This is a genomic window from Roseateles agri, from assembly GCF_034043675.1.
Taxonomy (GTDB): Bacteria; Pseudomonadota; Gammaproteobacteria; order Burkholderiales; family Burkholderiaceae_C; genus KK5.
This window is the reverse complement of record NZ_JAXCLA010000010.1, coordinates 285,911-309,425: the sequence shown is the minus strand read 5'-3', so window position 1 is coordinate 309,425 and position 23,515 is coordinate 285,911. Positions and strand designations below refer to the sequence as shown.

Annotated in this window: 25 protein-coding genes; 21 read left to right on the top strand and 4 right to left on the bottom strand. The window is 66.5% G+C overall.

Annotation, left to right across the window (positions count from 1 at the left end; genetic code table 11):
- Nucleotides 1–13 precede the first annotated feature (13 nt).
- From SNE35_RS28675 to SNE35_RS28580, 20 genes are all read left to right on the top strand, one after another.
- On the top strand, nt 14–436 hold the full coding sequence (locus SNE35_RS28675; protein ID WP_320426474.1) for a hypothetical protein: 423 nt from the start codon (nt 14–16) through the stop codon (nt 434–436).
- A 74-nt stretch (nt 437–510) separates the two neighbouring features.
- Nucleotides 511–2,166 carry an SGNH/GDSL hydrolase family protein gene (locus SNE35_RS28670; RefSeq protein ID WP_320426473.1) on the top strand — a complete coding sequence of 552 codons (1,656 nt, stop codon included), beginning with the start codon at nt 511–513 and terminating at the stop codon, nt 2,164–2,166.
- 211 nt (nt 2,167–2,377) lie between these two features.
- Nucleotides 2,378–2,956, top strand: a complete 579-nt coding sequence (locus tag SNE35_RS28665; protein WP_320426472.1) for a head-tail connector protein — start codon at nt 2,378–2,380, stop codon at nt 2,954–2,956.
- A 3-nt stretch (nt 2,957–2,959) separates the two neighbouring features.
- Nucleotides 2,960–3,331 (top strand): phage head closure protein, encoded by a 372-nt coding sequence (locus SNE35_RS28660; protein ID WP_320426471.1) that lies wholly within the window; start codon nt 2,960–2,962, stop codon nt 3,329–3,331.
- Nucleotides 3,321–3,917 (top strand): HK97-gp10 family putative phage morphogenesis protein, encoded by a 597-nt coding sequence (locus SNE35_RS28655; RefSeq protein WP_320426470.1) that lies wholly within the window; start codon nt 3,321–3,323, stop codon nt 3,915–3,917. Before SNE35_RS28660 ends, SNE35_RS28655 begins: the two co-directional genes overlap by 11 nt.
- Before the next feature lie 4 nt (nt 3,918–3,921).
- On the top strand, nt 3,922–4,278 hold the full coding sequence (gene gp17 / locus SNE35_RS28650; RefSeq protein ID WP_320426469.1) for a DUF3168 domain-containing protein: 357 nt from the start codon (nt 3,922–3,924) through the stop codon (nt 4,276–4,278).
- 70 nt (nt 4,279–4,348) lie between these two features.
- Nucleotides 4,349–4,996 (top strand): phage tail tube protein, encoded by a 648-nt coding sequence (locus SNE35_RS28645; protein ID WP_320426468.1) that lies wholly within the window; start codon nt 4,349–4,351, stop codon nt 4,994–4,996.
- A complete protein-coding gene (locus SNE35_RS28640; RefSeq protein WP_320426467.1) occupies nt 4,996–5,394 on the top strand; it encodes a hypothetical protein in 399 nt (132 codons plus the stop codon). Before SNE35_RS28645 ends, SNE35_RS28640 begins: the two co-directional genes overlap by 1 nt.
- Before the next feature lie 65 nt (nt 5,395–5,459).
- Complete coding sequence (locus SNE35_RS28635) at nt 5,460–5,594, top strand: hypothetical protein (protein WP_320426466.1); 135 nt, start codon at nt 5,460–5,462, stop codon at nt 5,592–5,594.
- Nucleotide 5,595: 1 nt separating this feature from the next.
- Nucleotides 5,596–7,986 carry a phage tail tape measure C-terminal domain-containing protein gene (locus SNE35_RS28630; RefSeq protein WP_320426465.1) on the top strand — a complete coding sequence of 797 codons (2,391 nt, stop codon included), beginning with the start codon at nt 5,596–5,598 and terminating at the stop codon, nt 7,984–7,986.
- Nucleotides 7,986–8,477: a hypothetical protein gene (locus tag SNE35_RS28625; protein WP_320426464.1), complete on the top strand. Its 492-nt coding sequence runs from the start codon at nt 7,986–7,988 to the stop codon at nt 8,475–8,477. Before SNE35_RS28630 ends, SNE35_RS28625 begins: the two co-directional genes overlap by 1 nt.
- Nucleotides 8,477–8,986 carry a DUF1833 family protein gene (locus SNE35_RS28620; protein ID WP_320426463.1) on the top strand — a complete coding sequence of 170 codons (510 nt, stop codon included), beginning with the start codon at nt 8,477–8,479 and terminating at the stop codon, nt 8,984–8,986. Before SNE35_RS28625 ends, SNE35_RS28620 begins: the two co-directional genes overlap by 1 nt.
- On the top strand, nt 8,986–9,360 hold the full coding sequence (locus tag SNE35_RS28615) for a hypothetical protein (RefSeq protein WP_320426462.1): 375 nt from the start codon (nt 8,986–8,988) through the stop codon (nt 9,358–9,360). Before SNE35_RS28620 ends, SNE35_RS28615 begins: the two co-directional genes overlap by 1 nt.
- Nucleotides 9,357–12,143 (top strand): host specificity factor TipJ family phage tail protein, encoded by a 2,787-nt coding sequence (locus SNE35_RS28610; protein ID WP_320426461.1) that lies wholly within the window; start codon nt 9,357–9,359, stop codon nt 12,141–12,143. The genes SNE35_RS28615 and SNE35_RS28610 overlap by 4 nt, the downstream gene beginning before the upstream one ends.
- A gap of 63 nt (nt 12,144–12,206) precedes the next feature.
- Entirely contained in the window at nt 12,207–13,409 is a 1,203-nt protein-coding gene (locus SNE35_RS28605; protein WP_320426460.1) for a hypothetical protein, read from the top strand.
- A 100-nt stretch (nt 13,410–13,509) separates the two neighbouring features.
- The gene (locus SNE35_RS28600) at nt 13,510–13,872 is read left to right on the top strand and encodes a hypothetical protein (RefSeq protein WP_320426459.1); all 363 of its coding nucleotides are present in this window, start codon (nt 13,510–13,512) and stop codon (nt 13,870–13,872) included.
- A complete protein-coding gene (locus SNE35_RS28595) occupies nt 13,869–14,147 on the top strand; it encodes a hypothetical protein (protein ID WP_320426458.1) in 279 nt (92 codons plus the stop codon). The genes SNE35_RS28600 and SNE35_RS28595 overlap by 4 nt, the downstream gene beginning before the upstream one ends.
- A 1-nt stretch (nt 14,148) precedes the next feature.
- Complete coding sequence (locus SNE35_RS28590; RefSeq protein WP_320426457.1) at nt 14,149–14,763, top strand: glycoside hydrolase family 19 protein; 615 nt, start codon at nt 14,149–14,151, stop codon at nt 14,761–14,763.
- A complete protein-coding gene (locus SNE35_RS28585; protein ID WP_320426456.1) occupies nt 14,760–15,122 on the top strand; it encodes a hypothetical protein in 363 nt (120 codons plus the stop codon). The genes SNE35_RS28590 and SNE35_RS28585 overlap by 4 nt, the downstream gene beginning before the upstream one ends.
- A gap of 237 nt (nt 15,123–15,359) precedes the next feature.
- Complete coding sequence (locus SNE35_RS28580; RefSeq protein ID WP_320426455.1) at nt 15,360–15,644, top strand: hypothetical protein; 285 nt, start codon at nt 15,360–15,362, stop codon at nt 15,642–15,644.
- Here SNE35_RS28580 and SNE35_RS28575 read toward each other — a convergent pair.
- On the bottom strand, nt 15,622–16,050 hold the full coding sequence (locus tag SNE35_RS28575; protein ID WP_320426454.1) for a hypothetical protein: 429 nt from the start codon (nt 16,048–16,050) through the stop codon (nt 15,622–15,624). The genes SNE35_RS28580 and SNE35_RS28575 overlap by 23 nt on opposite strands.
- A 171-nt stretch (nt 16,051–16,221) precedes the next feature.
- On the opposite strand from SNE35_RS28575, the gene SNE35_RS28570 reads away from it, so the two are divergent.
- The gene (locus SNE35_RS28570; protein WP_320426453.1) at nt 16,222–18,753 is read left to right on the top strand and encodes an ABC transporter permease; all 2,532 of its coding nucleotides are present in this window, start codon (nt 16,222–16,224) and stop codon (nt 18,751–18,753) included.
- 6 nt (nt 18,754–18,759) lie between these two features.
- Here SNE35_RS28570 and SNE35_RS28565 read toward each other — a convergent pair whose 3' ends face one another.
- The 3 genes from SNE35_RS28565 to SNE35_RS28555 all read right to left on the bottom strand — a co-directional run bounded on the left by SNE35_RS28565 (nt 18,760) and on the right by SNE35_RS28555 (nt 23,510).
- Nucleotides 18,760–19,434, bottom strand: a complete 675-nt coding sequence (locus SNE35_RS28565; protein ID WP_320426452.1) for a 2OG-Fe(II) oxygenase — start codon at nt 19,432–19,434, stop codon at nt 18,760–18,762.
- Nucleotides 19,431–21,221, bottom strand: a complete 1,791-nt coding sequence (locus tag SNE35_RS28560) for a cytochrome-c peroxidase (RefSeq protein ID WP_320426451.1) — start codon at nt 21,219–21,221, stop codon at nt 19,431–19,433. The genes SNE35_RS28565 and SNE35_RS28560 overlap by 4 nt, the downstream gene beginning before the upstream one ends.
- Nucleotides 21,222–21,287: 66 nt before the next feature.
- Entirely contained in the window at nt 21,288–23,510 is a 2,223-nt protein-coding gene (locus SNE35_RS28555; protein ID WP_320426450.1) for a phosphoesterase, read from the bottom strand.
- Nucleotides 23,511–23,515: the final 5 nt, after the last annotated feature.

Below are 23,515 nucleotides of genomic sequence, written 5' to 3'. Positions count from 1 at the left end.
AAAGGACACCGTCATGAAAGATCTGATGAACCGGATCCACCCGCTCAAGGTGATCACGCCCGTCGTTGTGACCGACAACACTGCCCAGGTCGGCACCATCATCGACCGCCAGGGCTACTCGTCGCTGACCTACCTCATCGTCACCGGCACGCTGGCCGACGCCGATGCGACTTTCACCGTGCTGCTGGAAGAGGGCGACCAGGCCAACCTCTCCGACGCGGCGCCGGTCGACGACGCCTTCCTTCTCGGCACCGAGGCGCTGGCCAGCTTCAACTTCGCCGACGACGCCGAGACCCGCAAGCTCGGTTACGTCGGCGGCAAGCGCTACACGCGGCTGACCATCACGCCCTCCGGCAACACCGGCAACGCGCCGATCGCGGCCATCGCGGTGCTCGGAAGCGCGGCGCTCGTGCCCACCCCGAACCCGCCGGTCTGACGGGAAATCGAAGAAGAGCAGGGCGCCGGGTGACCGGCGCCCTTTGTCTTGGCCAGCCTACCAGCGAGTCCAGCATGAAAGTCCAGATTCTCCGTAAGCCCGATTTCGGGGCCGCCGATCTTCCGGTCGGTACCGTCATCGACCTGCCGCCTCTCATGGCCAAAGATCTTGTCGGGACGGGGGAAGCAGTTGAGGCGCCGCGTTCCACCGCGACGAAGGCGCTGCTGGTGGGCGACCCATCCATGGTGTCAGGGGCTGGGAAAGGACTGCGCACGGTCATCCTCGGCGACAGCCTGGCCGGGTTCAACAACCTGAGCGTGAACATCAGCTCGATCGTCCTCGCCGATGGGGTCCTCACCGTCACCACGGCGACCGTGCACAACATGCGGGACGGTCAGACGTGCAACATCAGCGGGACGAGCAACAACTCGTTCCACGGGCGCCTGCTGCCAATCACGTACGTGAGCGCCGTGGTCTTCACCTGCCCGGCACCGCCTGGGGCGGCAGGCACGGCAACCGGTGGCGTGGTGCTCTGCCAGAACGTGCTCAATGGTGTGGGTACCTGGGTCCAGACGAATGCGCGTCTGGGTGCATCCATGCGGTTCGTCGCCAACCTCGGCGTCGGCGGCCAGCGCACCGATGAAATCCTCGCACGCGTCAATGAGGCTTGGGCGCTCAACCCCGACATCCTCTGGTTCATCGGCGGTACCAACGACAACATTCAAGATCGTGCCTATCTGGCAACGGTGGCTGACATCGAGTCGGTCGTGAAGCAGGCCACCGATCGCGGTGTCATGGTCGTCATCCAGACGCTGCCGCCGTTTGCGAGCGGCGGCCCGTACTACACGGCTGCGCGAAATGCCAACCTGCTGAACATCAACTCGTTCATCCGACGGCTGGCCACGCGATATCGCAATGTCTACGTCCTCGACGCTTACGCTGCACTGATCCAGCCGGCCGATGTCAACGGCTATGGTGCCTCGGCTTACTACCAGACAGCGCCGGCCGACTCGGTGCATTGGAACGCGCGCGGCGCGTCGCGCATCGGCAAGAAGGGGGCGGCGTTGCTCGGGTCGGTCATTCCTATGATCGACAACCACGTCACCAGCGCGACGGACAACTACGGCGCCAACTCTGGCAATCGCGATCTCTTCGACTACGCGCCGTGGACGAACTCCGGCTCCACGCCAACGGCGCCTGCGACAGGAACACTACCTACCGGCTGGGCTATGGACGCGCCGACGGGCACCTGGACTGTCCCGCCCGCGGTGTCGTGCGTGGCACGCTCCGATGGACTCGGCTACGACATCGTCGTCACCGGCACGCCAGGGGGAGCAGGGTGTGCCTTCACCATCCGCACAAGCGCAGCCTCGCAGAACGCGCGCCTGCCGCTCTTCGTGGGCAAGAAGTATCGATGGCTGGCGGAGGTGACGGCGGTCAATGCCCTGTCCTCTGGCATCCGTCAACTTTCCGCGCTCGCCAATATGGCCGTAGGCAGCGCATCAGGGACCATCGCGTCGGCTTTCTCGCCGCCCAATCAGCTCGGGTCGCTCGCCTACGACACGGACGAGTCTGTGACCCTGATGCTTCCAACGCCCGAGTTTGTGATCCCCACCGGCGCGGTGGCGAACAGCGGCTTCGGGGTGACGTGCGTGATGGACGCACTGTCAGCCACGGCGGTCACCGTCAAGGTCGGCAGCGTGCGCACGCAGCCGATGGATGACCAGTAATTCCATCCCCTGCCGGTAGCCATGGTGAAACGTTGTGATCGAGACAAGTCGTTCGAGGACAACCTCGCAGAGTCCTACGCGTGCTTCAAGGTACTCATACCTGTAGCGCTGATAGGCGTTGCAGTGCTCACGGCGCTGGCCTTGTGGCGAACCTGGCACTAACGCGCCGTCCTCAATTTCCAACCTGCCGGTACACACCGAAGCCATCACCATGCTCACCACCATTCGGCTCGAAGGCGTCGAACCCGTCTCCCTCGACGAAGCCAAGGCCGCCGCGCGTGTCGACGGCAACGACCTGGACGGGTTCATCCAGGGCGCGATCGGCACCGCCCGGGAGTGTGCCGAGCACATCACCGGCCGCACCTATCGCCAGCAGGTTCAGCGGCAGAGCTTCGCCGACTGGCCGGCCAGCACAGAGGTTCTCCGCGTTTTCGGTGCCACCGCCGTCAGCGTTCAGTACTGGGATGGCACGCAGTTCGTGCAGCTCGATGATGCGGACGTCGCCTTCTTCGAGGCCGGCATCGGCGGCGCCGGAACCAGCATCGCGCCCGCGCTGGGCTCCAGCTGGCCCGCACTCGGCTCTGTTGCCGGTGGCCCTCGCGTTCGCGTCGACGTCACCAGCGGCCCGACCGGTGATGAAGACGCCATTCGCGTGCCTGAGTCCGTGAAAACGTACATCAAGGCTCAGGTCGCCGCCTGGCTGAAGAATCCCGAGGCCATCGCCGGCGGCACGCTGGTCGAGAACCCGCTCCTCGCCACGCTGCTCGATCGCGAGTGCCTCTGGGTGTAATCGATGGCCACGCGCATCTACTCCGCTGGGCAACTGAACCAGCGTGTGCAGTTCCAGGTCCGCGCTGAAGGCGCGAACGAACTCGATGAACCCACTGGCGGCTGGATCAACGACGGCGATCCCGTCTGGGCCAGCATGCAGCCGCTTCGCGGCAGCGAGCGCCTGCAGGCCGCCGCGATCCAGCAGACCATGGACACCGTGATCGCCGTCCGCTACAGCAGTGCGCGCCCGGCAGAGGCCATCATCGCCCGCGGTCTGCGCCTCATCTGGCTGCGGCCTGGCACCCCGTTCGATATCGGATCGGCCATCGCCGTCGACGGCGGTCTGGACTGGATCGAGATCCTTGCTACCTCGGGCATGCGCGATGGCCGGTGACATCGAGGTCCGCATCAGCGGTCTGGACGAACTGAAGGCACAGCTCCGCGCGCTGCCCGACAAGCTGCGCCGCCAGGCCTTGCGTAACGCGCTCGCGGCCGGTGGCCGCCTGGTGCGGGATGCCATCAAGGCCCGCGCGCCCGTGCTGCGCAGCCCGCACCGCTACCGCAAGGCTGGCACGCTGCGCGATGCGATCCGCGTCCGCACAAGCAAGCAGGCTCGCCAGGCCGGCGACGTTGGTGTGTTCGTCAACGTCAAGCCGCTCAAGGGCCGCGCGATCGCCAAGTTCAAGCAGGCCAGCGGCCTCACCGGCGCGCAGAACCCGGACGATCCGTACTACTGGCAGTGGCAGGAGTTTGGCCGCAAGGGCAGGGCAGCCAGTGGCGCCCCGCCGAAGCGCCGCGGTCTGGTCGGCGGCGTGCTCCGCACGCTTCGCGGCCGCCGCGCGCAGCGGGCCGTGAGCCCCTTGCCGGCCCTCGGCTTCCTGAGGGCCGGAGCCCAGATGCTAGGCGACGCGCTGCGCAAGATCGAGCAAGTGCTCGGCCCGCAAGTGCAACGAATCCTTGATCGCCAGGCGGAGGAATGAGTCGATGAGCAGCTATGAAACTGTCAAAGACGCGCTGAAGGCCGATGCCGGTCTGGTTGCGCTCGTGAGCGACGGCATCTATGCGGACTTCGCTCCGCCCGGTGCGGCGTTGCCCTACGTGGTCTATGCGCGCACCGACCTCGACATCGAGCGGGGCCTCGACAACTCGATCCAGCTCCGCATGGATACCTTCCACGTGCTCAGTTGGGGTGCGACGCGTGTGCAGGCCGTCAACGTCGCTGAACAGGCGCTCGGCGCGCTGGACGCGGCCGGCCTCGCGCCGGAGAAAGGCGAGCCCGACGACGTCGACCCGTCCAACTTCGATCGCGTCGTCGCCTGGCGTGTGCTCGTCACCTACTGATCCTGCCCACCGCTTCCATCACGGCCCGCCTTGCGCGGGCTTTCTTTTGTCTCACTGAAAGGACTGAATCATGGGAACTCCCATCGTCGGCCGCAATGTCAAGGTCGAGGTCAGCAAGACCGAAGGCGCTGCCAAGACCATCGCCGAAGTGACGAACGCGAAGCCGGCGGTCGCCAGTTGCGTCGGCCACGGCCTAGCCGCCAAGAGCTGCGGCTACTTCCGCAACGTCGTCGGCATGGTGAAGCTGGAGGGTCAGGCCGTGCGCATCGCGTCGGTCACCACGGACAGCTTCACGATCGAGGGGCTGGACACGACCACGTGGGGTGATTTCACGGCCGGTGAGTTCGTGCCCATCACCGCCTGGTCGACGCTGGCCGAGGCCACCAGCTACCAGATCCCGGACGGCACCGCCGACCAGCTCGACACCACGACGCTGCTCGACGACGACAAGCAGACGAAGAACGGCCAGGCGAACGCCCGCACCGTCACCTACGCCGTGATTGCCCAGCAGACCAACAGCGAAGCCGGCGACATCGTCGAAGCTGCCGCCGCGAACCAGGCCTACCTGGTGCAGCGCATCACCTTCAATGAGACCGGCGCCACGCGCATCTTCCGCGGCCAGCCCAGCGAGCCCGGTGAAAACGTCGCCAAGAGCGCAGTGGGCACCGGCAGCATCACCAGCAACGTCAAGGGCCGCATCCTGAAGGGGGCGCCCTGATGAAGCCGGACGTCCTGATCAAGCAGCTGCAGGCGCAGCGCGAGACCTGGTGCGAGCTGGAGCCGGCCGAAGGCGGCCGGCCGGCGCTGCGCGTGCTCATCCGCCGGCCTTCGGAAACCGAGCTGCCGAAGCTCTATGGCGGCGTGTCCATCGCGGCGGTGCAGGCCTGCGTCGTCGGCTGGGAAGGGATGAGCACCGAGCGCCTGCTCGGTGCCGCGGTCGGCTCGGCGGACGCGCTTGCCTTCGACGCGGCGCTCTGGGCTGAGATCGCCAGCGACCGGGCCGCCTGGTCGGAGGCATGTGCCGCTCACCTGGTCGGCCAGATCACCGCGCATCTGGATGCGAAGGCAAAGCTGCAGGGAAATTCAAAGCCCTCCTCGACGCAGGCGCAGGCGTAGAGATCGAGGGCGAAGCCCCACCCATCGCGTCCACCGACGAGAACATCGCCATCAAGGTCTGGAACATGCTCGCGACCGACTACGGATCGATCGACTGGAGCGGCTTGCCGCTCGCCGTCGCGATCTATGGCGTCGTGGACATCGAGGGCCTGGTGATGCGTCTGCAGCTGATCAAGTCCCACAAGCCCCCGGAGGCCTGACATGCCATTGGCAGTACTGTCCATCGACATCGAAGCCCGGCTCGCCAAGCTGCAGCAGGACCTCGACCAGGCCGGCCGCCTGGCGGAGAAGAATGCTCAGCAGATCCGGGCGAGCTATACGCGCGTGGCGAGCGTCGTGGCCGGCCTTGGCGGAATGATCGCCGGTGCATTCGCCGGCTTCAGCATCGTTGAGTTCGTCAAGCACAACGCCGAGGCGATCGACGCCTTGAACGACGTGAAGGACGCGACTGGCTCCAGCATCGAGAACATCAGCGCTCTGGAACAGGTTGCCCTGAAGACGGGTGGCAGCCTGGAGGATGTGTCGACAACCCTGATCAAGTTCAACAAGGTCTTGAGCGAGGGGAATGCGAACGGGCCGATGACCCAGACGCTCAAGAGCATCGGTCTGAACGCCGAAGACCTGAAGCGACTAGACCCGGCAGAGGCTGTCCGCCAGGTTGCCATTGCGCTGAGCCGATATGCTGATGACGGCAACAAGGCGCGCCTGATCCAGGAATTGTTCGGCAAGAGCACCAAGGAAGTCGCGCACTTCCTGCACGACCTCGCCGAGGCGGGCGAGCTGAACTCCAAAATCACGACCGAGCAGGCTGATCAGGCGGAGAAGTTCAACAAGCAGCTGTTCGAGCTCAAGACGAACTCGGAGAACTCCGCTCGGGCTATCACATCGAGTCTGATCCCGGCCCTGAACTCCCTCTTCGACGGGTACAAGAAGGGCGGCGCCAAGGGTGCTGTCAATGCCTTCGGCGCGCTGTTCGGTCTCGATGACGCCTACTACGAGATTCGCAACAACATCAAGCCGCTGCAAGCGGCCCTGGAATCGGCGCAGAAGGACTATGCGACCTTCACTGAAGCCATCGCCAAGGATCCGTACAACAGGGCCTATCAGCAGCGCCTGCAGGAGTCGGCGGCCGGCATCGAGGAGTACACCCAGAAACTGGAAGTCGCCCGTGCGAAGTTCCTGAAGCTCACGGACGGGTCTGCCGGGGCGGGCCGTGGATCGATCAACCCGGACAACGTCGAAATGCGGCCCTCGGCGCCTGATGTTCCGGCGAAGCCGGACGCCGCTGCGCTGCAGGAGCAGAAGCGCTATGAGGATCTGAACAAGAAGATCCGCGAGCGGCTTGATCTTGCCAAGCAGGAGCTTTCTACCGGCGAGAAAGTGACCGAGGCGGACAAGCTCCGCATCGACGTCGAATCGGAGCTGGCCAGCGTCAAGCTGAGCGATGCGCACAAGGCAGCGATCAGGGACATCCTGGCACGCACCGTCGCCACGGTGAAGCTCACCGAGCGGCAGCGCGAGGCCATCAAGATGACGACGGAGGAGTCTCGGGCGGTCGCCAACTACTCCCAGTCGCTCGACGATCAGAACCGCGCCCTGCGCGAGCAGCTCGAAGAGATCGGGCTGACGGCGCTGAAGCTCGAAGAGCTGCGCATCACCCGCCTGCAGGACACCCTGGCGAGGAAGCAGGAGCAAGCGGCCACGCTGGAGCAGATGGGCGCCGACGGCGATCTGCTCACGCAGATGCAGATGAACATCGACGCGCTGAAGGAACAGATCCGCTTACGCAAAGAGGTGAGCACCAAGACCAATGCGCCGATCTACGATCCCTATGCCGGTGCGTCGAAGGCGCTGGATGACTACCTGGAGAAGTCAGGCCGTGCCGGCGAAGCCGCGGGCCAGGCCATCACCAGCACGCTGTCTTCGATCGAGGATGGATTGACGGGCGTCTTGATGGGCACGAAGGGCTCGGCACACCAGTTCGTGGAGAACATCCGGGCCGAGCTGCTGCGCCTGGTGGTCGTCAAGCCCTTCATCGATTCACTGGCGGCCTCGATCCGGGGCCTGTTCGGTGGCGGCGATGCAGCCCAAGGAAAGAACGTCGTCGGCCTGTTCGCAAGCTTGTTCGGCGCAACCAACAGTTCCGGCGCGACTGCCTCGGACCTCTTCTCCTCGTTCAGCAGTGCGAATCCGTACTGGGCGAAGGGTGGTGCCTTCGGCGCGGATGGCGTCATCGCCAAGTTCGCCAAGGGCGACATCTTCAACCGTCCAACGGCCTTCGCCTACGGCGCCGGCAACCTCGGCATCATGGGTGAGGCGGGGCCCGAGGCGGTCATGCCGCTGAAGCGCGGCCCTGACGGTCGGCTCGGCGTCAGCGCCGGGCAGGCGGGCGGCAAGATCAACATCATCAACCAGACCACGGGTCGCATCGACAACGTGCGCGAGGTCCAGATGTCGCCGACCGAGCGGGCGCTGATCCTGGAAGAAGCGACTGACCGGGCGAAGGCCAGCTTCACTGCGGATCTCTACGATCCGAACAGCGCGGCCTCCCGGGCGATGAAGAAGAACTTCAAGTCGGAACGGAACCGCTGATGACCACGCCTTCGATGCCCAGGGGCATGCGTCCCCTGGTGGCCGGCTATGGGTTCGGCGCGCCCGGCGGTGCCATGGCCACGCAGGTGGCCGGCGGCTCCTCCCGCTACGGGCTTGAGTTCGATCGCGGCACGCAGCGCCTGACCGTGACGCTGCTGCTGGATCGCGTGCAGTTTTCGGTCTGGACGGCCTTTCACCTGCAGGTGATCAAGAAGGGCACGATCTCGTTCCTGATGCCGCTGGACACGGGCTTCGGCGACGCGCTGCACTTGGTCAACATCGTGCCAGAGACCTACAGCGTCACGCGCGTGGACGCGCTGACGGCCAGCGTCGCCTTCTCCGTCGAGACCGAGAGTCAGGCCTACCTGCTGGACGAAGACGAAGCGCAGAGCCTGGTCGACATGTACGAGATCTACACCAGCGACCTGCAGCCGATGTTCCGCCGGCTCGCCATCTTCGCCAACAGCGACACAAACGTCCTGGACTTCTGATGAGCCTGGATCTCGAAACGCGCCTGCGTAAGTTCTACGCCAGCGCACCGCAGCGCATCCACGAGGTGCCGACGCTGGAGATCTCGCACTCTCAGATGAGCAAGACCTACTACCTCTGGCGCGAGACGCGGCCGGCCACGGCCTGGACCGAGACCGGCCTGCTGATCACGCTGCAGCCGGCGAACTTCGAGGTGAAACTGGCCGGGCAGGGTGGCAACCTCGATCAGCAGTTCACGATCAACCTCGACCTGACCGACGTGCAGGACGAGTTCCGCGAGCAACTGGACCGGATCGACCTGGACAGCGAGGAGCGCGTTCGATCGGTCTTCCGCGTTTACCTGAGCGATGACCTGACCGCCCCACAGGCCGCGCAGAGGCTCCAGCTCGAAAGCGTGAACTACCAGATCGGCTCTGCCACCTTCTCCGCGGCCTCGCCACGCCTGAACCTCACCCGCACCGGCGAGCTGTACACGCCGCGCGACATCCCCATGCTCCGGGGCTTCCTCTGATGGACATCAACGCCTACCTGCCGCGCCAGTATGGCACTCCGCCATGCTGGGATCTCGTCACAGACGTCTGGAAAGCCGAGCGCGGCCTCGGCGTCACCAGGTACAAGACGGTCAACGCCAAAATCCGCAGCATCGCCGCCGCTTTCCGTCTGGCCCTGCACAAAGGTCCGGAAGGCCTTACGCCGATCGCGGAGCCGCAGGATCTGTGCATCGTTCTGCTGGGCAAGAGCGAGCAGGTTGGTCTGCATCACTGCGGCATCTATTGGCAAGGCAGCGTGCTGCACGCGCTGACCGAAGGCAACCTGTATCAGGACATGGCGTCGATCCGTGACGCCTACGCCCTGATCGAGTTCTGGGACCAGGTCGACGCATGACAACCATCCGCCTCTACGCGCACCCGATCGCCGGCGCCGAGCAGGTCTTCGAAGCGCCCAGCATCGGCGAGTGGCTGCTGAGTCATTACGGCGATGCGCCACAGGTTGGTGTGCAGGTCTTCGAGGGCGAGCCGTCGGCAGACACCGAGATCACCGGCGACGTCGCCGCGTTGCTGGCCAATGCCGCGCCCGAGTATGTGGTGCTGCAGAGCCCGGGCGGCCCGTACCTGCCGGCCATCCAGATCATCCTGACGGTGATCAGCGTGGCGACGGCGCTGATGGCCCAGCCATCGGCCATGCCTCCGAACGTCAATCGGACCCAGCAGAGTCCCAACAACGCGCTGGGAGTCCGCGAGAACCAGCAACGCGTTGGACAGCGCAAGGAAGACATCTACGGCACCGTCTTGTCGATCCCGTCCATGATGATGCCGACGTACAACAAGTACATCCAGAACCGGAAGTACGAGTACGGCTACTACTGCGTGAGCCGCGGCTACTGTGAACTCAGCCAGGTGCAGGACGGTCAGTCGCTGATCAAAGCGATCAGCAATGCCAGCGCCGCTGTGTACTGGCCCTTCACCAGCCCGAACAGCGGCGACGCGCCGCACCTGCAGATCGGCCCGGCCATCATCGACAAGGTGCTGACGGTGGCGCGCTCCAACGAGGTGGACGGCCTGATCCTCAAGCCACTGAACCAACTGCAACTCGCGCGCGGCGAGACCTACACCTTCACGCCCGATCCGGGCGGCGACGTCATCACGCAGCAGACGAAGAAGCCGAACATCAATGCCATCGTCGACCCGGGCGACGAGATCATCATCACGATGGCTGATGTCCCGGTCATCTCGACCGCCATCGTGCAGGCCTTCGGCGGCAAGTTCAATGCGACCGGTGTCGGTGGTGAAGGTTGGGAGGATCCGTTCGCCGATTTGCGCGTCGGTGACTCGATCGCCGTGGCGTCGACCGATGACCCGACGAACGACGGCACGTACACCGTCGCGGCCATCGACAACTTGGGTCACCTGACCACGACGCCCGCTCCGGTGGATCGCGGCAGCCCTGCAGAGACCACGTTCACGGTGACCCGGAACTACTCCGGCTCACGGACCGTGATCGGCGTGGCCGACGGATTCATGATCTTGAGCGGCGCGGTCTTCCTGTCCGAGATCGTTGCGGCGGCCACCATCGACGACTTGGCCGACGCGCCGGCGCCGGGCCAGCCGGTGACCGAATACACCGACTGGGTGACGTTGCGCGCAGCCAACCGCACCGAGGTCTGGGTCAACATCGTCGCTCAGAGCGGCCTGTACAAGGATGACGGCGGCCTGTCGGCCGAGACGGTGGACTTCGAGATCTCGATCGAGCGGCTGGATCTGGGCACCTTCGCTCCCACCGGCACCGTCGAGATCATCACCGCCAACCTCAGCGGGTCGGTCTCGGAAGAGCGGGCAGACACGATCGAGCACGCCACGGCATGGACCGGCCCGGCTCGCGTGCGGATGCGCCGCACCAGTCAGCACGACTATGACTTCCAGGGCCGCGTGCAGGATGAGATCGCCTGGGCAGACCTCTACAGCATCACGCCCGAGTCCAAGCCGCACTTCGGCAACCTGACGACGATCCACACGATCACCGAGGCCAACAGCCGCAGCACCGCTGTGAAGACGCGGCAGCTCAACGCGCTGGCCTCGCGCCTGCTGCCCACCTTCAACGGCACCGACTTCAGCGGCGCATTCGACGCGACCGGCCGCTTGGTCAGTGGCACCATCAGCGCTACGTCTCGTCTGGTCGACATCATCGCCGCTGTCGCGCTGGACCCGAAGATCGGCGCCCGTGACCTGGACACCGATCTGGACATGGCGCAGATCTATTCCGTGCAGCAACAACTCGACGCCTGGCACCCGGAAGTCGGCCAGTTCAACTACACCTTCGACAGCGACAACATTGCCTTCGAAGAGACCGTTGAGACGATCGCCAATGCTGGCTTCTGCACCGGTTACCGCCAGAACGGAAGGATTCGCCTCGCGCTGGATCGTCAGCAGAGCGCGAGCACGGCGCTGTTCACGCACCGGAACAAGCAGCCAAACTCCGAGACCATGACGCGCAAGTTCGTGGCCGATGGCGACTATGACGGCATAGAGTTCCAGTACTCCGACCCCGACACGCAACAGACCGAGACCATCAAGCTGCCGCTGGATGGCAGCGCCCGCTCGCCGAAGAAGTTCGAGATCGCCGGCATCCGAAGCTTTGCCCAGGCCTGGTTCCGCGCGAACCGCGAGTTCTTCAAGCTCAAGGGCCAGCGCCTGAGCATCGAGACCAAGACCACGCTGGATGCCCGCGCGCTGCTGCCGAACGCCCGCATCGACATCGTCGACAACACCCGCTTCAAGGCCTATGACGGCGAGGTGATCTCTCAGCAAGGCCTGACCCTGACGCTGAGCCAGCGCGTCGCCTTCGAGGACGGCGAGCCGCACAGCATCGTGTTGATGAAGCGTGATGGCACCCTGGACAGCATCTCGGTGCGCGCCGGCGCCAAGGCGAATCAGGTCATCCTCGCGCGCCCGCCCGCCGAGGCCATCGTGACCGTCCCCGGCCCGGATGGCATCCGCACCATCTTCTCCTTCGCCAGCGATTCCAGACGTCTGGCCATGGCCTGGCTCGTGTCCGAGATCGACCTCGCGGACAACCAGTACCCGACCGTGCGCGCCGTGAACTACAGCGACACCTACTACCAGATGGATCGCCAGCCCGTGCCTGAGTCGGCTGGCGTCATCAACAGCTAGCACCTCCCCACCGAACGTTCCACATCCCTTGCGGGAGGCCTGCGCCTGCCCAGAAAGATCAACATGCCCGCCATCACCATTCAAGACCTGGAAAACGCCAAGTTGGACACCGACCTCATCGCCGAGGTCGCGACGTCATCTCAAATGACCGTCGTTGATCGGCTCGGGCAGACGAAGCAAACGATGGCAGGCGCTGTCGCATCGCTAGCCGCATACACATCACGCGGTGACTGGGTGACCGGTCAGACCTATGCCCTGAAGGACCTCTCCAAGCAGAGCGGTACTTGGTACATGTGCTTGGTTGGACATGTCGCAGGCACTTTCGCGACCGACCTTGCGAACGGCAAGTGGCAGATCTATCAGGGCTTGACAGCTGGCGATATGACGGCGGGGACGCTCAGTCCCTCCGTTGCAACCCAGACGTCTGGAGGCGGAGGTGGCAAGGCCTACTCGCTGATGAGCTACCTGTCCAACAAGCTGATCCAGGTGCATGCCTGGTATGCCTTCTTGGCGAACGACATCATCGAGTACTCGGGTGGGGCGCCGATCTACGGCCATGCCAGCTTCAACGACAACGTCACGATTCAGGGCGCGGTCGACTCCGACCATCACATCAGCTTCCAGAGCCGACCGCATTACAGCGCGACGGCGACGCTCAACGAACTGAATGGTTTCGACAGCCTCATCGAGTCGACGGCCGGAACGATCACAAGTGCTGCCGGCGTGAAGGTCGGCAATCCGTTGGGCACGGGCACGATCACTTCGATGTATGGCGTGCGTGTGGGGTACCTGACGCGAGGCGCGCAGGACAACTACGGTGTCTACGTCGCTGGTGCCGCATCTGGGTCCGGCAAGAACTACGCTTTCTACTCGGCTGGCGAGGGGGTCAGCTCGCACTTTGGTGGCGGCATCGTCCTGGGGTTCGGCACGACGGGGTATGCCACGCTGCGCTATGACCCGGACCTCGGTCACGTCTTGATGTACGCACCGCCCGGTAAGGAGACCAAGTTCTCGGGCGATGCCGGTCACTACAAGATCAGGCTTGGGCCGCCCGACTCCGACGATACCGACGCGACGATCGAGAACGCCTCCGACGGCTTTTTCAAACTAACGCCGCGACCGACCTACGCGATCAAGGCGATGGCCGGAGATTTCCATGTTGCCGAGGCTGGGAAGGGCTTGGTGTTGACCAATGCAAGCGGAACCGTCACACGACGGGTTCGGTTGAACGATGCCGGAACGGCACTGGTCATCGAGCCCCTGTGATCGGCCGGCTCTGCCTCAATAGACCCACTGCCTGTGCTCATTCCCCGCCGGCGGGCCTTTCCTTGGAGCTTCGATGCCTGAACCAATTTCCTCCGGTGCGATGACGATCGTCGCCGGATCTGTCGCCCTGCCGGCGTTGACCGCGTTCGGCGTCCCGCTGGGCCTGCGAGCCGACGTGCTCACGGCGGGCTTCGCCGGCGCGCTCGTGGCGATCGCGCTGCTCAACGCGGTCCCGGCCTCCGGCGACACTTGGCAAGCGATGGTCTGGACGGCCGGCCGCCGAATGATGGTCGCCTGCGCGGGCAGTCTCACCGCTGGATACCTTGCGCCGCTGGTCCTGCTGATTGCGACCTTGCCGGACTCGGTGCTACTGGGCTGCGCGTTCATCACCGGCGGGGGCGCGCAGCAGTTTCTGCGCGGCTTCATCAGGCGGTTCGCGCCAGGGGCGGAGGTGGCTTCGTGATCGCCGCGTCGCTGCTCTACACGCTGGGCGGCCTGGTCGTGCTGGCCGAGGCCCTCAACAAGCTGGAACGGGTCAACCCGCTGGCCACCAGCATGGCGCCGCGCGAGCGCTGCACCGAGACCCTCAAGGCCCTTGCATGGGTGCTGCTGGGCCTTGGCGCCGCCGGCGCCGTTTTCACGCCGCTGCTGGGCCTGGAGCCCCCGACCTGGCAGGACGTCTTCATCGTGGTCGGCTTCGCCGTCCTCATCGTCCGTACCCGCGTCAAGGAGGGCTGACATGCTCATTGTTCAAACACTCATCGCGGCCGGCCTCGGCCCGACCCTGGCCCGCGACTTCGCCGAGCCGCTGCACGTGGCCTGCGATCGCTTCCAGATCTCGACGCCGATCCGCCAGGCGGCCTTCGTCAGCCAGGCCATGCACGAGTCCGCCCGCTTCACGCGACTCGAAGAAGACCTGTTCTACACGACGCCCGAGCGCATCCGCCAGATCTGGCCGACGCGCGTCAGCACGATGGCCGACGCGGCCACCTTGATCCGCAACCCGCAGGGCCTGGCGAACCGGGTCTATGCCAACCGCAATGGCAATGCCGACGAAGGCAGCGGCGACGGCTGGACGTACCGCGGCCGCGGCATCTTCCAGCTCACCGGCCGCGCGAACTATCTGGCCGCCGGCGACGCGCTCGGCGCGCCGCTCAAAGAGCAGCCCGACCTGGTGGCCAGGCCCGTCTATGCCACGCTGACGGCGGCCTGGTACTGGGCCTCCCTGGGCTGCAATGCCGCGGCCGACGCCGGCGACGTGGAGGCCATCACCCGCAAGATCAACGGCCCGGCGATGGTCGGCCTGGCCGAGCGTCGCCAGTTGTTCGAGCAGGCGCGGAAGGCCTTCGCATGAACCCCTACGCGCTCCTCGCCGCCGGCGGCGTCTGGATCGGCTCGATCGCGGCCGCCGGCTGGTGGGCCTACGGCGCCGGGCGTGACGCCGAGCTGGCCACCCAAGCCCGCGAAGACCGCGCCGCCGTGGTCGCCACCGATGCGGCCGCCAGCGCCGCCGCCAATGCCATCAGCCACATCGAGGTCAAGAATGTCCAGATTCGCCAGCCGCTCGAAACCATCGTTCGCACCGAGACCGTCTTTCGTGACTGCCGCTCTGGTCCTGACGCTCTGCGGTTGCTCAACAGCACCCCCGGCATCGCCGCCGCGGCCTCAGCCGCTGACGACGGCCAGCTGCCCGCCTCTGGCCCCGCTCACTGACGACAGCTTCGGCGCCTGGGTCCTGTGGGCCCAGTACGCCGCTGGCCAGTACGGCAAGTGCCGCGCGGCCGCGCTCGCACAGTAGCAGTTTCGGGCCGGCAACGGCGGTCGCTGGCCGGGCGGTGATCAGCGTAAGCCGTCACGCCAGCGTTTCCCGTGCGCGCTAACGCACGCCGGCCCACCCCCGCATGGCGACCTGGCGCTTCTTCCAGGACAACCCAAACCAAGGAGTTCACCATGAGCTATTCATTCGAAGTTCGCGCCGCGAACAAGGCACTCGCAAAGCTGGGCGTGTCTGCCGAGCTGGACAAGGTTGCTGCCGGCCAGCCGAGCCATGCCCGCGATCGCGTGCAGGCCCAGGCGGCCGCCGACACCTTCATCGAACTGCTCGACGAAGACGAGGGCCGCGACGTGAAAGTCGTGATGAGCGGCTCGCTGTCGGGCAACTGGGAGGGCAACAACATCACCAGCTGCAGCGGCGCCAATGTGTCGGTGACGGTCAACCTGGCTCAGCGGCAATAACGCGCAAAGCAGCCTGCAGCTCCGCAGGCTCCCCGATCGGGAGATCGGTAGGCCCAGGGTGGCCACGCGCGCGATGCGCGCCCCCTGGGTCGATTTGCTGCGTCGGGACGACGCAGACCGGCTGGGCCACCAAGAATCGACACCACCAAGCCTGATCCAGTAACCGGCCGTTGATGCGCTGGTCGCCGAAGAGCACCAGGTTCCGGTGGTCGAGGTGGGCGATCTTGACCTTCTGCAGGTCTTCCACCAGGCCGAAGGGCCGCAGAAAGGCTCCCGCCGGCGCGCGGTCGAAGCTATGCCAGGCGAAGTACCTGGACACGGTCAGCTCGCCATGGAAGCGCGGCTGTAGCCGCCAGGCCTCCCGCGGCAGCTTCTTGCCGTCGACGTAGAGTTCGATCAGATCCACCAACATACTGTTTGTTTATACAGCATCAGGCGAGAAAATAGACGACAAGACCAGGCGTAGCTTTTGGCGTCACTTTTCGCGAAAGTGCCGGTTCTCTCATAGTGGGACGTCGGTCTACCATTGAACTACACCCGCGATGCGGCGGATTCTAGCCTTGGCTACAGTGCGGGGATGAGCACCTCACCCTCGCGCCCACCCTCCGTCCTCCACATGGCCTGGCGCCAGCTCCTGCGGGACTGGAGGGCGGGTGAGTTGCGATTGCTGATGCTGGCGGTCAGCCTGGCCGTCGCGGCGTTGTGTGCGGTGAGCTTCCTGTCGGACCGGATGGACCAGGGGCTGCGACGCGATGCCGCGGCGCTGCTGGGCGGCGATGCGCTGGTGGCCAGCGACCAGCCGACGCCGCAGGCGATCGCGGAGCTGGCCACGCGGCTGGGGCTCACGCAGATGCGCAGTGTCACCTTCCCGAGCATGGCGCGGGCGCCCGAGGCGCAGGGCGGGGCGAGCCGGCTGGTGATGCTGAAGGCGGTGGACGCGGCCTATCCGCTGCGCGGAAAGATGCTGCTGGCCGATGGCCGCACGGTCGGCGCGCCCAAGCCCGGTGAGATATGGGTCGACGCGGCCGTGCTCGATGGCCTGGGCCTGAAAGCTGGCGATCCGCTGCTGCTGGGCGACGCCACGCTGCGCGTCGGCGGCGTGATCGCCACCGAGCCCGATCGCGGTGCCGGCTTCGCCAGCTTCGCGCCGCGCGTGATGCTCAACAACGCCGACCTGGCCGCCACCGCGTTGGTCCAGCCGGCCAGCCGCGTGACCTACCGGCTGGCCGTGGCCGCCGCGCCGGGCCGGGCCGCGCAGGCGAGCCAGTTCGTCACCGAGGCCAAGGCGCTGATGGATGCCGAACACGTGCGTGGCGTGCGGCTCGAATCGCTGGAGACCGGCCGGCCTGAAATGCGCCAGACGCTGGACCGCGCGACCAAGTTCCTGCGCCTGGTGGCCATGCTGTCGGCGCTGCTGGCGGCGGTGGCGGTGGCGCTGTCGGCGCGTGACTTCGCCGCGCGCCATCTCGATGCCTGCGCGATGCTGCGCGTGCTCGGCCAGCCGCAGCGGCGCATCGCCTGGGCCTACAGCCTGGAGTTCGGCACCGCCGGCATCACGGCCAGCCTGATCGGCGTGCTGCTGGGCCTGGCGCTGCACCTCGTCTTCCTGCAATTGCTGGCGGGCCTGGTCACGGTCGACCTGCCGGCGCCGAGCCTCTGGCCGGCGCTGCTGGGACTGGCGCTGGGCCTGAGCCTGCTGCTGGGCTTCGGCCTGCCGCCGGTGCTGCAGCTGGCCGCCGTGCCGCCGCTGCGGGTGATCCGGCGCGACATCGGTGGGCTGAAGGCCGGCTCGCTGCTGGTGCTGGGCCTGGGCGTGATCGGCTTCGCGCTGATCCTGCTGGCGCTGGCCGGTGACGTGGCGCTGGGCCTGATCGCCTCGGCCGGCTTCGCCGCGGCGCTGGCCGTGTTCGCGCTGCTGGCCTGGCTGGCCGTGCTGGTGCTGCGCCGGCTGGTGCCGCAGGCCGGCGCCCCGCGCTGGCTGCTGCTGGCGACGCGGCAACTGGCCTCGCGGCCGATCTTCGCCGTCGTGCAGGTCGCCTCGCTGGCCGTGGGTCTGCTGGCGCTGGCGCTGCTGGTGCTGCTGCGCACCGACCTGATCGACAGCTGGCGCAATGCCACGCCGGCCAACGCGCCGAACCGCTTCGTCATCAACATCCAGCCGGACCAGGGCGAGGCCTTCCGTGCGAAGCTCGATGCCGCCGGCGTGAAGGGCTACGACTGGTACCCGATGATCCGCGGCCGGCTGGTGGCGATCAACGGTGCGGAGGTGAAGCCCTCGCAGTACGAGGACCGCGCCCGCCAGCTGATCGACCGTGAGTTCAACCTGAGCCACAGCCGCACGATGCCCGAGCACAACCTGCTCGCCGGCGGCAAATGGACCGAGGAAGACCCGAACGGCATCAGCGTGGAGGAGGGCCTCGCGAACACGCTGAAGCTCAAGCTCGGCGACAGCCTGCGCTTCGACGTCGGCGGCACCACGATCGAGACCAAGATCACCAGCCTGCGCAAGGTCGACTGGGCCTCGATGCGGGTGAACTTCTATGCGCTGTTCCCGCGCGCCGAGATGCCGGAGCTGCCCAGCACCTTCATCACCGCGTTCAAGGCGCCGGTGACTCCCAATTCACTGGATCGTGACTTGAGCCGCGATTTCCCGAACCTGACCGTCGTCGACGTGTCCGCGCAGCTGAATCAGATCCAGGTGGTGGTGGACCAGGTGATTCAGGCGGTGCAGTTCCTGTTCGCCTTCACCTTGGCGACGGGGCTCGTCGTGCTGCTGGCCTCGGTCAGCAGCACGCGCGAGGCGCGCATGCGCGAGTTCGGGCTGATGCGCGCCCTGGGTGCTGGCTCGAAGCTGCTGGCCCAGGTGCAGCGAGCCGAGCTGCTGGGCGTCGGCGCGCTGGCCGGCTTCCTGGCCGGCGCGGTGGCCCTGGCGCTGGGCGGGCTGCTGACGCACTTCGTGTTCGAGTTCAGCTGGCAGCCCAAACCCTGGGTGCCGCTGATGAGCGCCGCGGCCGGCGCGGTGCTGGCGCAGGCGGCCGGCTGGTGGAGCCTGCGCGGCGTGCTGCGCCGGCCGGTGGTGCAGACGCTGCGCGAGGCGAACGTCGAGTGAAAGCGCTCAGGCGCTGACGAAGGGGCGGGTCCGCGCCCACTTCGTTGCCACCCACTTTTCGCCGGCCGTCACCAGCAGGCTGTGGTGCACCGAGACCGGGTACAGCTCGCCCGCCGGATCGCAGGATTCGAAGTAGACCGCGCTGCCCCGCTGCGGCGTGACGTTCCAGCCGAGTTCGGGGAAGGCGGTCTCGCCGCCGGCGGGCACGTCGTTGAGGTAGCTCACCAGGGTGCTGATGCGCTGGCCGCTGCGGGCGATCGAGGCGCGGTTGGCCTCGTTGGACGGCTGAATCCAGTCGTAGTGCGGCGCGCTGCCGGCACCCTCGGGATAGTGCAGGATCTGCAGGCCCTCGCCGTGCTCCACCGGCAGGTGGGTCAGCTCGGCCAGGCGGCGGTCGATGCGGGCGACCAGTTCGTTCTCGCCGGGGCGAAAGAACATGCCCTGGCTCTGGCGCTCGCTGCTGACGAGATCGCGGCCGGTCTTGGGGTCCACCAGCGTCGACGGTCGCAGCCGCGGCCGCGCCATCTCGATCAGCGCCGCGCACTCGTCGGCGCTCAGCACTTCGTTCAGCACGGCCAGCATCGAGATCACACCGGGCAGGTGCAGCCGCGCGGCCACGCGCACCTGGCGGTCGCTCGTAGTGATCGCGGGGCCTTCGCGCAGCAGCGAGACGATGCTCATTTCGCCTCCAGCGTCGTGTCGGCCACCCAGGCCTCGCCGTCAAGGTGGAAGCCCTGCTGCATCTCCATCTTGCCCTGGCCCTGCAGCAGCGTGTCCAGCATCGGGAACACGCGGCGCACATCGTCCGGCGTCACCCAGGGCTCGGCCTTGAAGCGGTACTGGTAGGCGACACTCACATGCGTCGGTGCCTCGGGCGCATTGACGCGCACGATGCGCTCCAGCTCCAGCTGGCCCGCGCACAGGTCGCGGTGGTGGGTGGCGCCGTCGCCGCCGCCGGGTGCGTGCAGGGTCACGTCATGCGCCTTGTAGAAGCGCTCGCCGGCCTCGGTCAGCACGTAGCGCTTGGTCGGCACGCTTTCCTCGCCCTTGTCGTCGCGGTAGACGACGTAGCCGTCGCGCGAGCTCACCAGGCCCTGGCGTTCGAGCACCGGCATCTGGATCGAATCGCGCGTGCGGGACGCGATGTCGCGCGCGCTGACGTCGATCGGCCAGTCGTACTTGGCCACGCAGATCTCGCCGTGCGCGGCGAGGTAGCGGCCCAGTGCCGGGGCGAGTGCTTCGGCGGAGGGGGGCGCCGGCTTCGGCGGCTCGGGCGGCACGTAGCTGTCGGTCAGCGTGTTGAGGAAGGCGAGCAGGTCCTGGATGTCCTGCTCGTTCATCGGCGGCGTGCTGCCGGGCGCGCGGCCGTCCAGCGGCATCTGCGTGTCGATGTTGCCGTGGTACTTCCTGGGCAGGTCGTTGAACTTCTGCACCTTGCCGTTGACGGTGGGGTACCAGCGCTCGGGGTTGCTGTCGCGCGTGGCGTAGAAGCGCACGGCCTCTTCCAGCGAGCGGATCTGGCCGTTGTGGAAGAAGGACTTGCGCGTGGCGACGTTGCGCAGCGTCGGCGTCTTGAACATGCCACAGAACTCGGCGCTGTCCGGGCGCGGATGGTCGGCGCGGCTGCAGATGCCCATGTCGAAGTGCTTGGCATCCTTGTTCGCCGTGATCGCCTTGGTGTTGCGCGGCACGCCGATGGCGGAGAACGAGTAGTCGGTGAACTGCGCGACGCTGCCGCCGACGCCCGCGCCACTGAAGTGGCAGGCGGCGCAGTTGCCGCGGTTCGGGTCCTGGAACACGGCGAAGCCGCGCACTTCGGCCGGCGTCAGATCGCCGCCGACCTTGTTGCTCGAATAGAGGTCGTACTTGCTGCTGTAGGGGTGGAAGCTCGGGTCTTCGAGCTGGTAGGCCTGCAGCGCGTCCATCGCGCGGGCAAAAGCCAGGGCCGGCTTGTCGAAGGCGTGCGGGCCGAAGGCCTGGACGAACAGCGCGGCGTAGCTGGACTTTTTCAGCTTGGCGACGACGTCGGCCACGCTGTGGTTGGCCATCTCCACCGGCGAGAGCAGCGGGATCTTGGCCTGCTCGGCCAGCGTGCCGGCACCGCCGTCCCAGGTGAAGCCGCCGCCGGGGCCGGGGGCGCTCACGCCGTCGGGGTTGTCGGCCAGGTCGGTGTAGGCGGTGGTGTAGTCCTTGTAGGTCAGCGTCGGCACGGCGCGCACGCCTGGCTTGTTCAGCTTCGGGCCGCCGAGCTGCACGGAGAGATCGTTGGCCGGCGCGTAGTGATTGGCCGGATCGTGGCAGGAGGCGCAGGACATGCGGCCCGAGCCGGAGAGGGTCTTGTCGACGAACATCTGCTTGCCCACCTGGGCGGGCAGGCTCAGCGCGGTCTGGGCGCTCTGGGCGCTTTGGGCTTGGGCGGACACCACGAACAGCAGCGTTGCGGCGGAAACGAGGAGGGCGCGGATCATCTTCTTTCCTGAAACGGCAAGGCCGGCCCACGAGGGGCCGGCCGGTCAGTTCAAATAACTAACTATTTACTTCAGCGACCAGAGGTTGATCTGGTTCGCGTCAGGACCGGTCTGCGCCGGCGTGTTGACGTCGTTGGACTGCTTCTGCGTGTAGTTCGACGGGAACACATAGCTGTGGTTCATCGGACGGACCGAGTCGAAGTGACCGTCGGCGCTGCCGGCGTATTCCGGCAGCAGCGTCAGGTTCGAGGCGATGAAGGCCTGCGTGTACTTCGAACGGTTCATGTACGAGAACGGATTCGCCGGATCGGCCAGGCCGAACATGTCCTGCAGCGTGCGCACGAACGAGAAGTGGCTGTAATAGTCGCTGTCGACCAGGCCCTTCGGTGCGGTGACCTGGTTCGTCAGCAGGCCGAAGATCGACTCGCCGTGACCCTTGTTGCCCGAACCGTAGCCGGCCACCGTGCTGTCGCGCGATGCGGCGCCGTTGCTGGAAACCAGCGGGGCGTCGACGTTCGTGCTGACCGGGTTCCAGCCGCAGCAGGAGTTGAAGCCCGAGGTCGCGTTGCCTTCGTCGAACATGATGACGATGGCGGCGCGCTTGTTCGGGTTGCGCCACAGCGGCGAAGCCTCGATCTTCTCGACCAGGTAGCGCACGTAGTTGTCGCCGCGCGTGATGATCGGCGAAACGGCCGTGGCCGACACATTGTTCGAGACGCTGGAGCAGTCGCTGGCCGTGCCGGCCTTCTTCGTCGACAGGTCCGTGCCGCTGACGCTGATGCCGTGCATGTCGTCGCACTGGTCGGGCACGACGAAGTTCAGCTGGCCGACGTCACCGCTTTCCAGGTCGCTGCCGAACTGGTCGGCGTTGAAGCCTGCGGGGATCGCGTAGGCCTTGCTGGCCAGCATCGCGCCATCCCACTGGCCGCCGCCCAGGGTGCGGTTGTTGCCGACGAAGCCGGGTTCGCTGCGCACGTTCTGGTAGGCCATGCCCGGGTGGTGCTTGGTCTTGTACAGGCCGGCGGGCATCGGCAGCTGCAGGTTGGCATTGCCGATCGGCGCGGTGTTCGGGCCGGCGGTGCCGGGCGCGTAGACGTGGTCCATCGCGGTGACGGCGGCGTCGGTGACCGAGTCCGTGCGGAAGTCCTGGCCCGGGTTCATCGACTCGCTGTACGTGCGCCACTTCAGGCCGGCGCTCGTGAGCGCGTTGAAGATGTTCGCGCGGCCGGTGATGTTGTGGTTGGTCGCTTGCGCGCAGGTGGCGGTGAACGGCGAGCTGCCCAGGCCCGGCTGGGTCTTGTCCGGCGTCGGCAGGTCCTGGACCGCGTTGGCGCCGGTGGCACCGCAGTTCCACTGGTTGTCGTCGGTGATGCCCCAGTCGTCAGCGCCGCCCAGTGCCGTGTAGTTCGGCTCGCTCGGGTTGCCGGTGGCGAAGTAGCTGGTGAACTGGTTGCCCTGGTTCAGGTAGCGGTTGATGTTGGGCGCGTAGGCGGAGCCCTTGATCGACAGCGTGGCCTTGTTCTCCAGCATGATCACGAAGACGTGGTCGTAGCGCGGGATGCCTTCGACGTTCATCGCGGTCTGCTCGGCGGCAACGACGCCCGCCACATCGCCACGGTCGGCGATCTTGGAGGCATAGGCCCAGCGGTTCGTCAGCGCGACCGATTCGGTCATCACTGCCGTCTTGGCGTTGCCCGACAGCGTGTTCGGGTCGGCCAGCGTCTCGCTGACGGTCAGGCCCAGGCGGCCTGCCAGCGCGGCGCTTTCGGTCGCGTAGTTCGTGCCGTTCGCTTCGATCATGCGGACGACTTCGGTGGAGACCGGCGTCACGGCGACGCTCACGGGCAGTGCCGGGCTCTTGATGGCGGACGTGATCTGTTCCTGGGCGACGCGCAGCACCAGATGCTGGACGACCGGCTTGCCGCCGTTCGTGGCCTTGGTCGAGATGTCGGCGATCAGCGGCGCGGGAGCGCGGCCGGTGATCAGGAAGCTGCCGTCGGCCTTGCTGACGGTGCTGACTTCACCGGCGTCGCAGACACCGTTGTTGTTGGCGTCGAAGCAGACGGTGGCGCCGGCGTAGACCGAGGCGGCGGTCTGCGCGGCCTTGGCCAGGCTCGGCGTGTCGGAGATCACCGGGGCGGTGAACAGCGTGCCGGCGACGACACCCTTGACGGTGACGGGCGTGGCGATCGTTACGGCCTGGGCGGGCGCGTAGGCGGCGAACAGGGCGGTGCCGATGGCGGCCGACAGAACGCCCAGGGTGGCGGGCTTGCGAAGAGTCTTGTTCATGGCTG

Excerpts from the sequence above, each read along its gene's own strand:
- SNE35_RS28675 (WP_320426474.1), top strand. The coding sequence starts at position 14 with ATGAAAGATCTGATGAACCGGATCCACCCGCTCAAGGTGATCACGCCC.
- SNE35_RS28670 (WP_320426473.1), top strand. The coding sequence starts at position 511 with ATGAAAGTCCAGATTCTCCGTAAGCCCGATTTCGGGGCCGCCGATCTT.
- SNE35_RS28665 (WP_320426472.1), top strand. The coding sequence starts at position 2,378 with ATGCTCACCACCATTCGGCTCGAAGGCGTCGAACCCGTCTCCCTCGAC.
- SNE35_RS28660 (WP_320426471.1), top strand. The coding sequence starts at position 2,960 with ATGGCCACGCGCATCTACTCCGCTGGGCAACTGAACCAGCGTGTGCAG.
- SNE35_RS28655 (WP_320426470.1), top strand. The coding sequence starts at position 3,321 with ATGGCCGGTGACATCGAGGTCCGCATCAGCGGTCTGGACGAACTGAAG.
- gp17 (WP_320426469.1), top strand. The coding sequence starts at position 3,922 with ATGAGCAGCTATGAAACTGTCAAAGACGCGCTGAAGGCCGATGCCGGT.
- SNE35_RS28645 (WP_320426468.1), top strand. The coding sequence starts at position 4,349 with ATGGGAACTCCCATCGTCGGCCGCAATGTCAAGGTCGAGGTCAGCAAG.
- SNE35_RS28640 (WP_320426467.1), top strand. The coding sequence starts at position 4,996 with ATGAAGCCGGACGTCCTGATCAAGCAGCTGCAGGCGCAGCGCGAGACC.
- SNE35_RS28635 (WP_320426466.1), top strand. The coding sequence starts at position 5,460 with ATGCTCGCGACCGACTACGGATCGATCGACTGGAGCGGCTTGCCGCTC.
- SNE35_RS28630 (WP_320426465.1), top strand. The coding sequence starts at position 5,596 with ATGCCATTGGCAGTACTGTCCATCGACATCGAAGCCCGGCTCGCCAAG.
- SNE35_RS28625 (WP_320426464.1), top strand. The coding sequence starts at position 7,986 with ATGACCACGCCTTCGATGCCCAGGGGCATGCGTCCCCTGGTGGCCGGC.
- SNE35_RS28620 (WP_320426463.1), top strand. The coding sequence starts at position 8,477 with ATGAGCCTGGATCTCGAAACGCGCCTGCGTAAGTTCTACGCCAGCGCA.
- SNE35_RS28615 (WP_320426462.1), top strand. The coding sequence starts at position 8,986 with ATGGACATCAACGCCTACCTGCCGCGCCAGTATGGCACTCCGCCATGC.
- SNE35_RS28610 (WP_320426461.1), top strand. The coding sequence starts at position 9,357 with ATGACAACCATCCGCCTCTACGCGCACCCGATCGCCGGCGCCGAGCAG.
- SNE35_RS28605 (WP_320426460.1), top strand. The coding sequence starts at position 12,207 with ATGCCCGCCATCACCATTCAAGACCTGGAAAACGCCAAGTTGGACACC.
- SNE35_RS28600 (WP_320426459.1), top strand. The coding sequence starts at position 13,510 with ATGACGATCGTCGCCGGATCTGTCGCCCTGCCGGCGTTGACCGCGTTC.
- SNE35_RS28590 (WP_320426457.1), top strand. The coding sequence starts at position 14,149 with ATGCTCATTGTTCAAACACTCATCGCGGCCGGCCTCGGCCCGACCCTG.
- SNE35_RS28585 (WP_320426456.1), top strand. The coding sequence starts at position 14,760 with ATGAACCCCTACGCGCTCCTCGCCGCCGGCGGCGTCTGGATCGGCTCG.
- SNE35_RS28580 (WP_320426455.1), top strand. The coding sequence starts at position 15,360 with ATGAGCTATTCATTCGAAGTTCGCGCCGCGAACAAGGCACTCGCAAAG.
- SNE35_RS28570 (WP_320426453.1), top strand. The coding sequence starts at position 16,222 with ATGAGCACCTCACCCTCGCGCCCACCCTCCGTCCTCCACATGGCCTGG.
- SNE35_RS28565 (WP_320426452.1), bottom strand. The coding sequence starts at position 19,434 with ATGAGCATCGTCTCGCTGCTGCGCGAAGGCCCCGCGATCACTACGAGC.
- SNE35_RS28560 (WP_320426451.1), bottom strand. The coding sequence starts at position 21,221 with ATGATCCGCGCCCTCCTCGTTTCCGCCGCAACGCTGCTGTTCGTGGTG.
- SNE35_RS28555 (WP_320426450.1), bottom strand. The coding sequence starts at position 23,510 with ATGAACAAGACTCTTCGCAAGCCCGCCACCCTGGGCGTTCTGTCGGCC.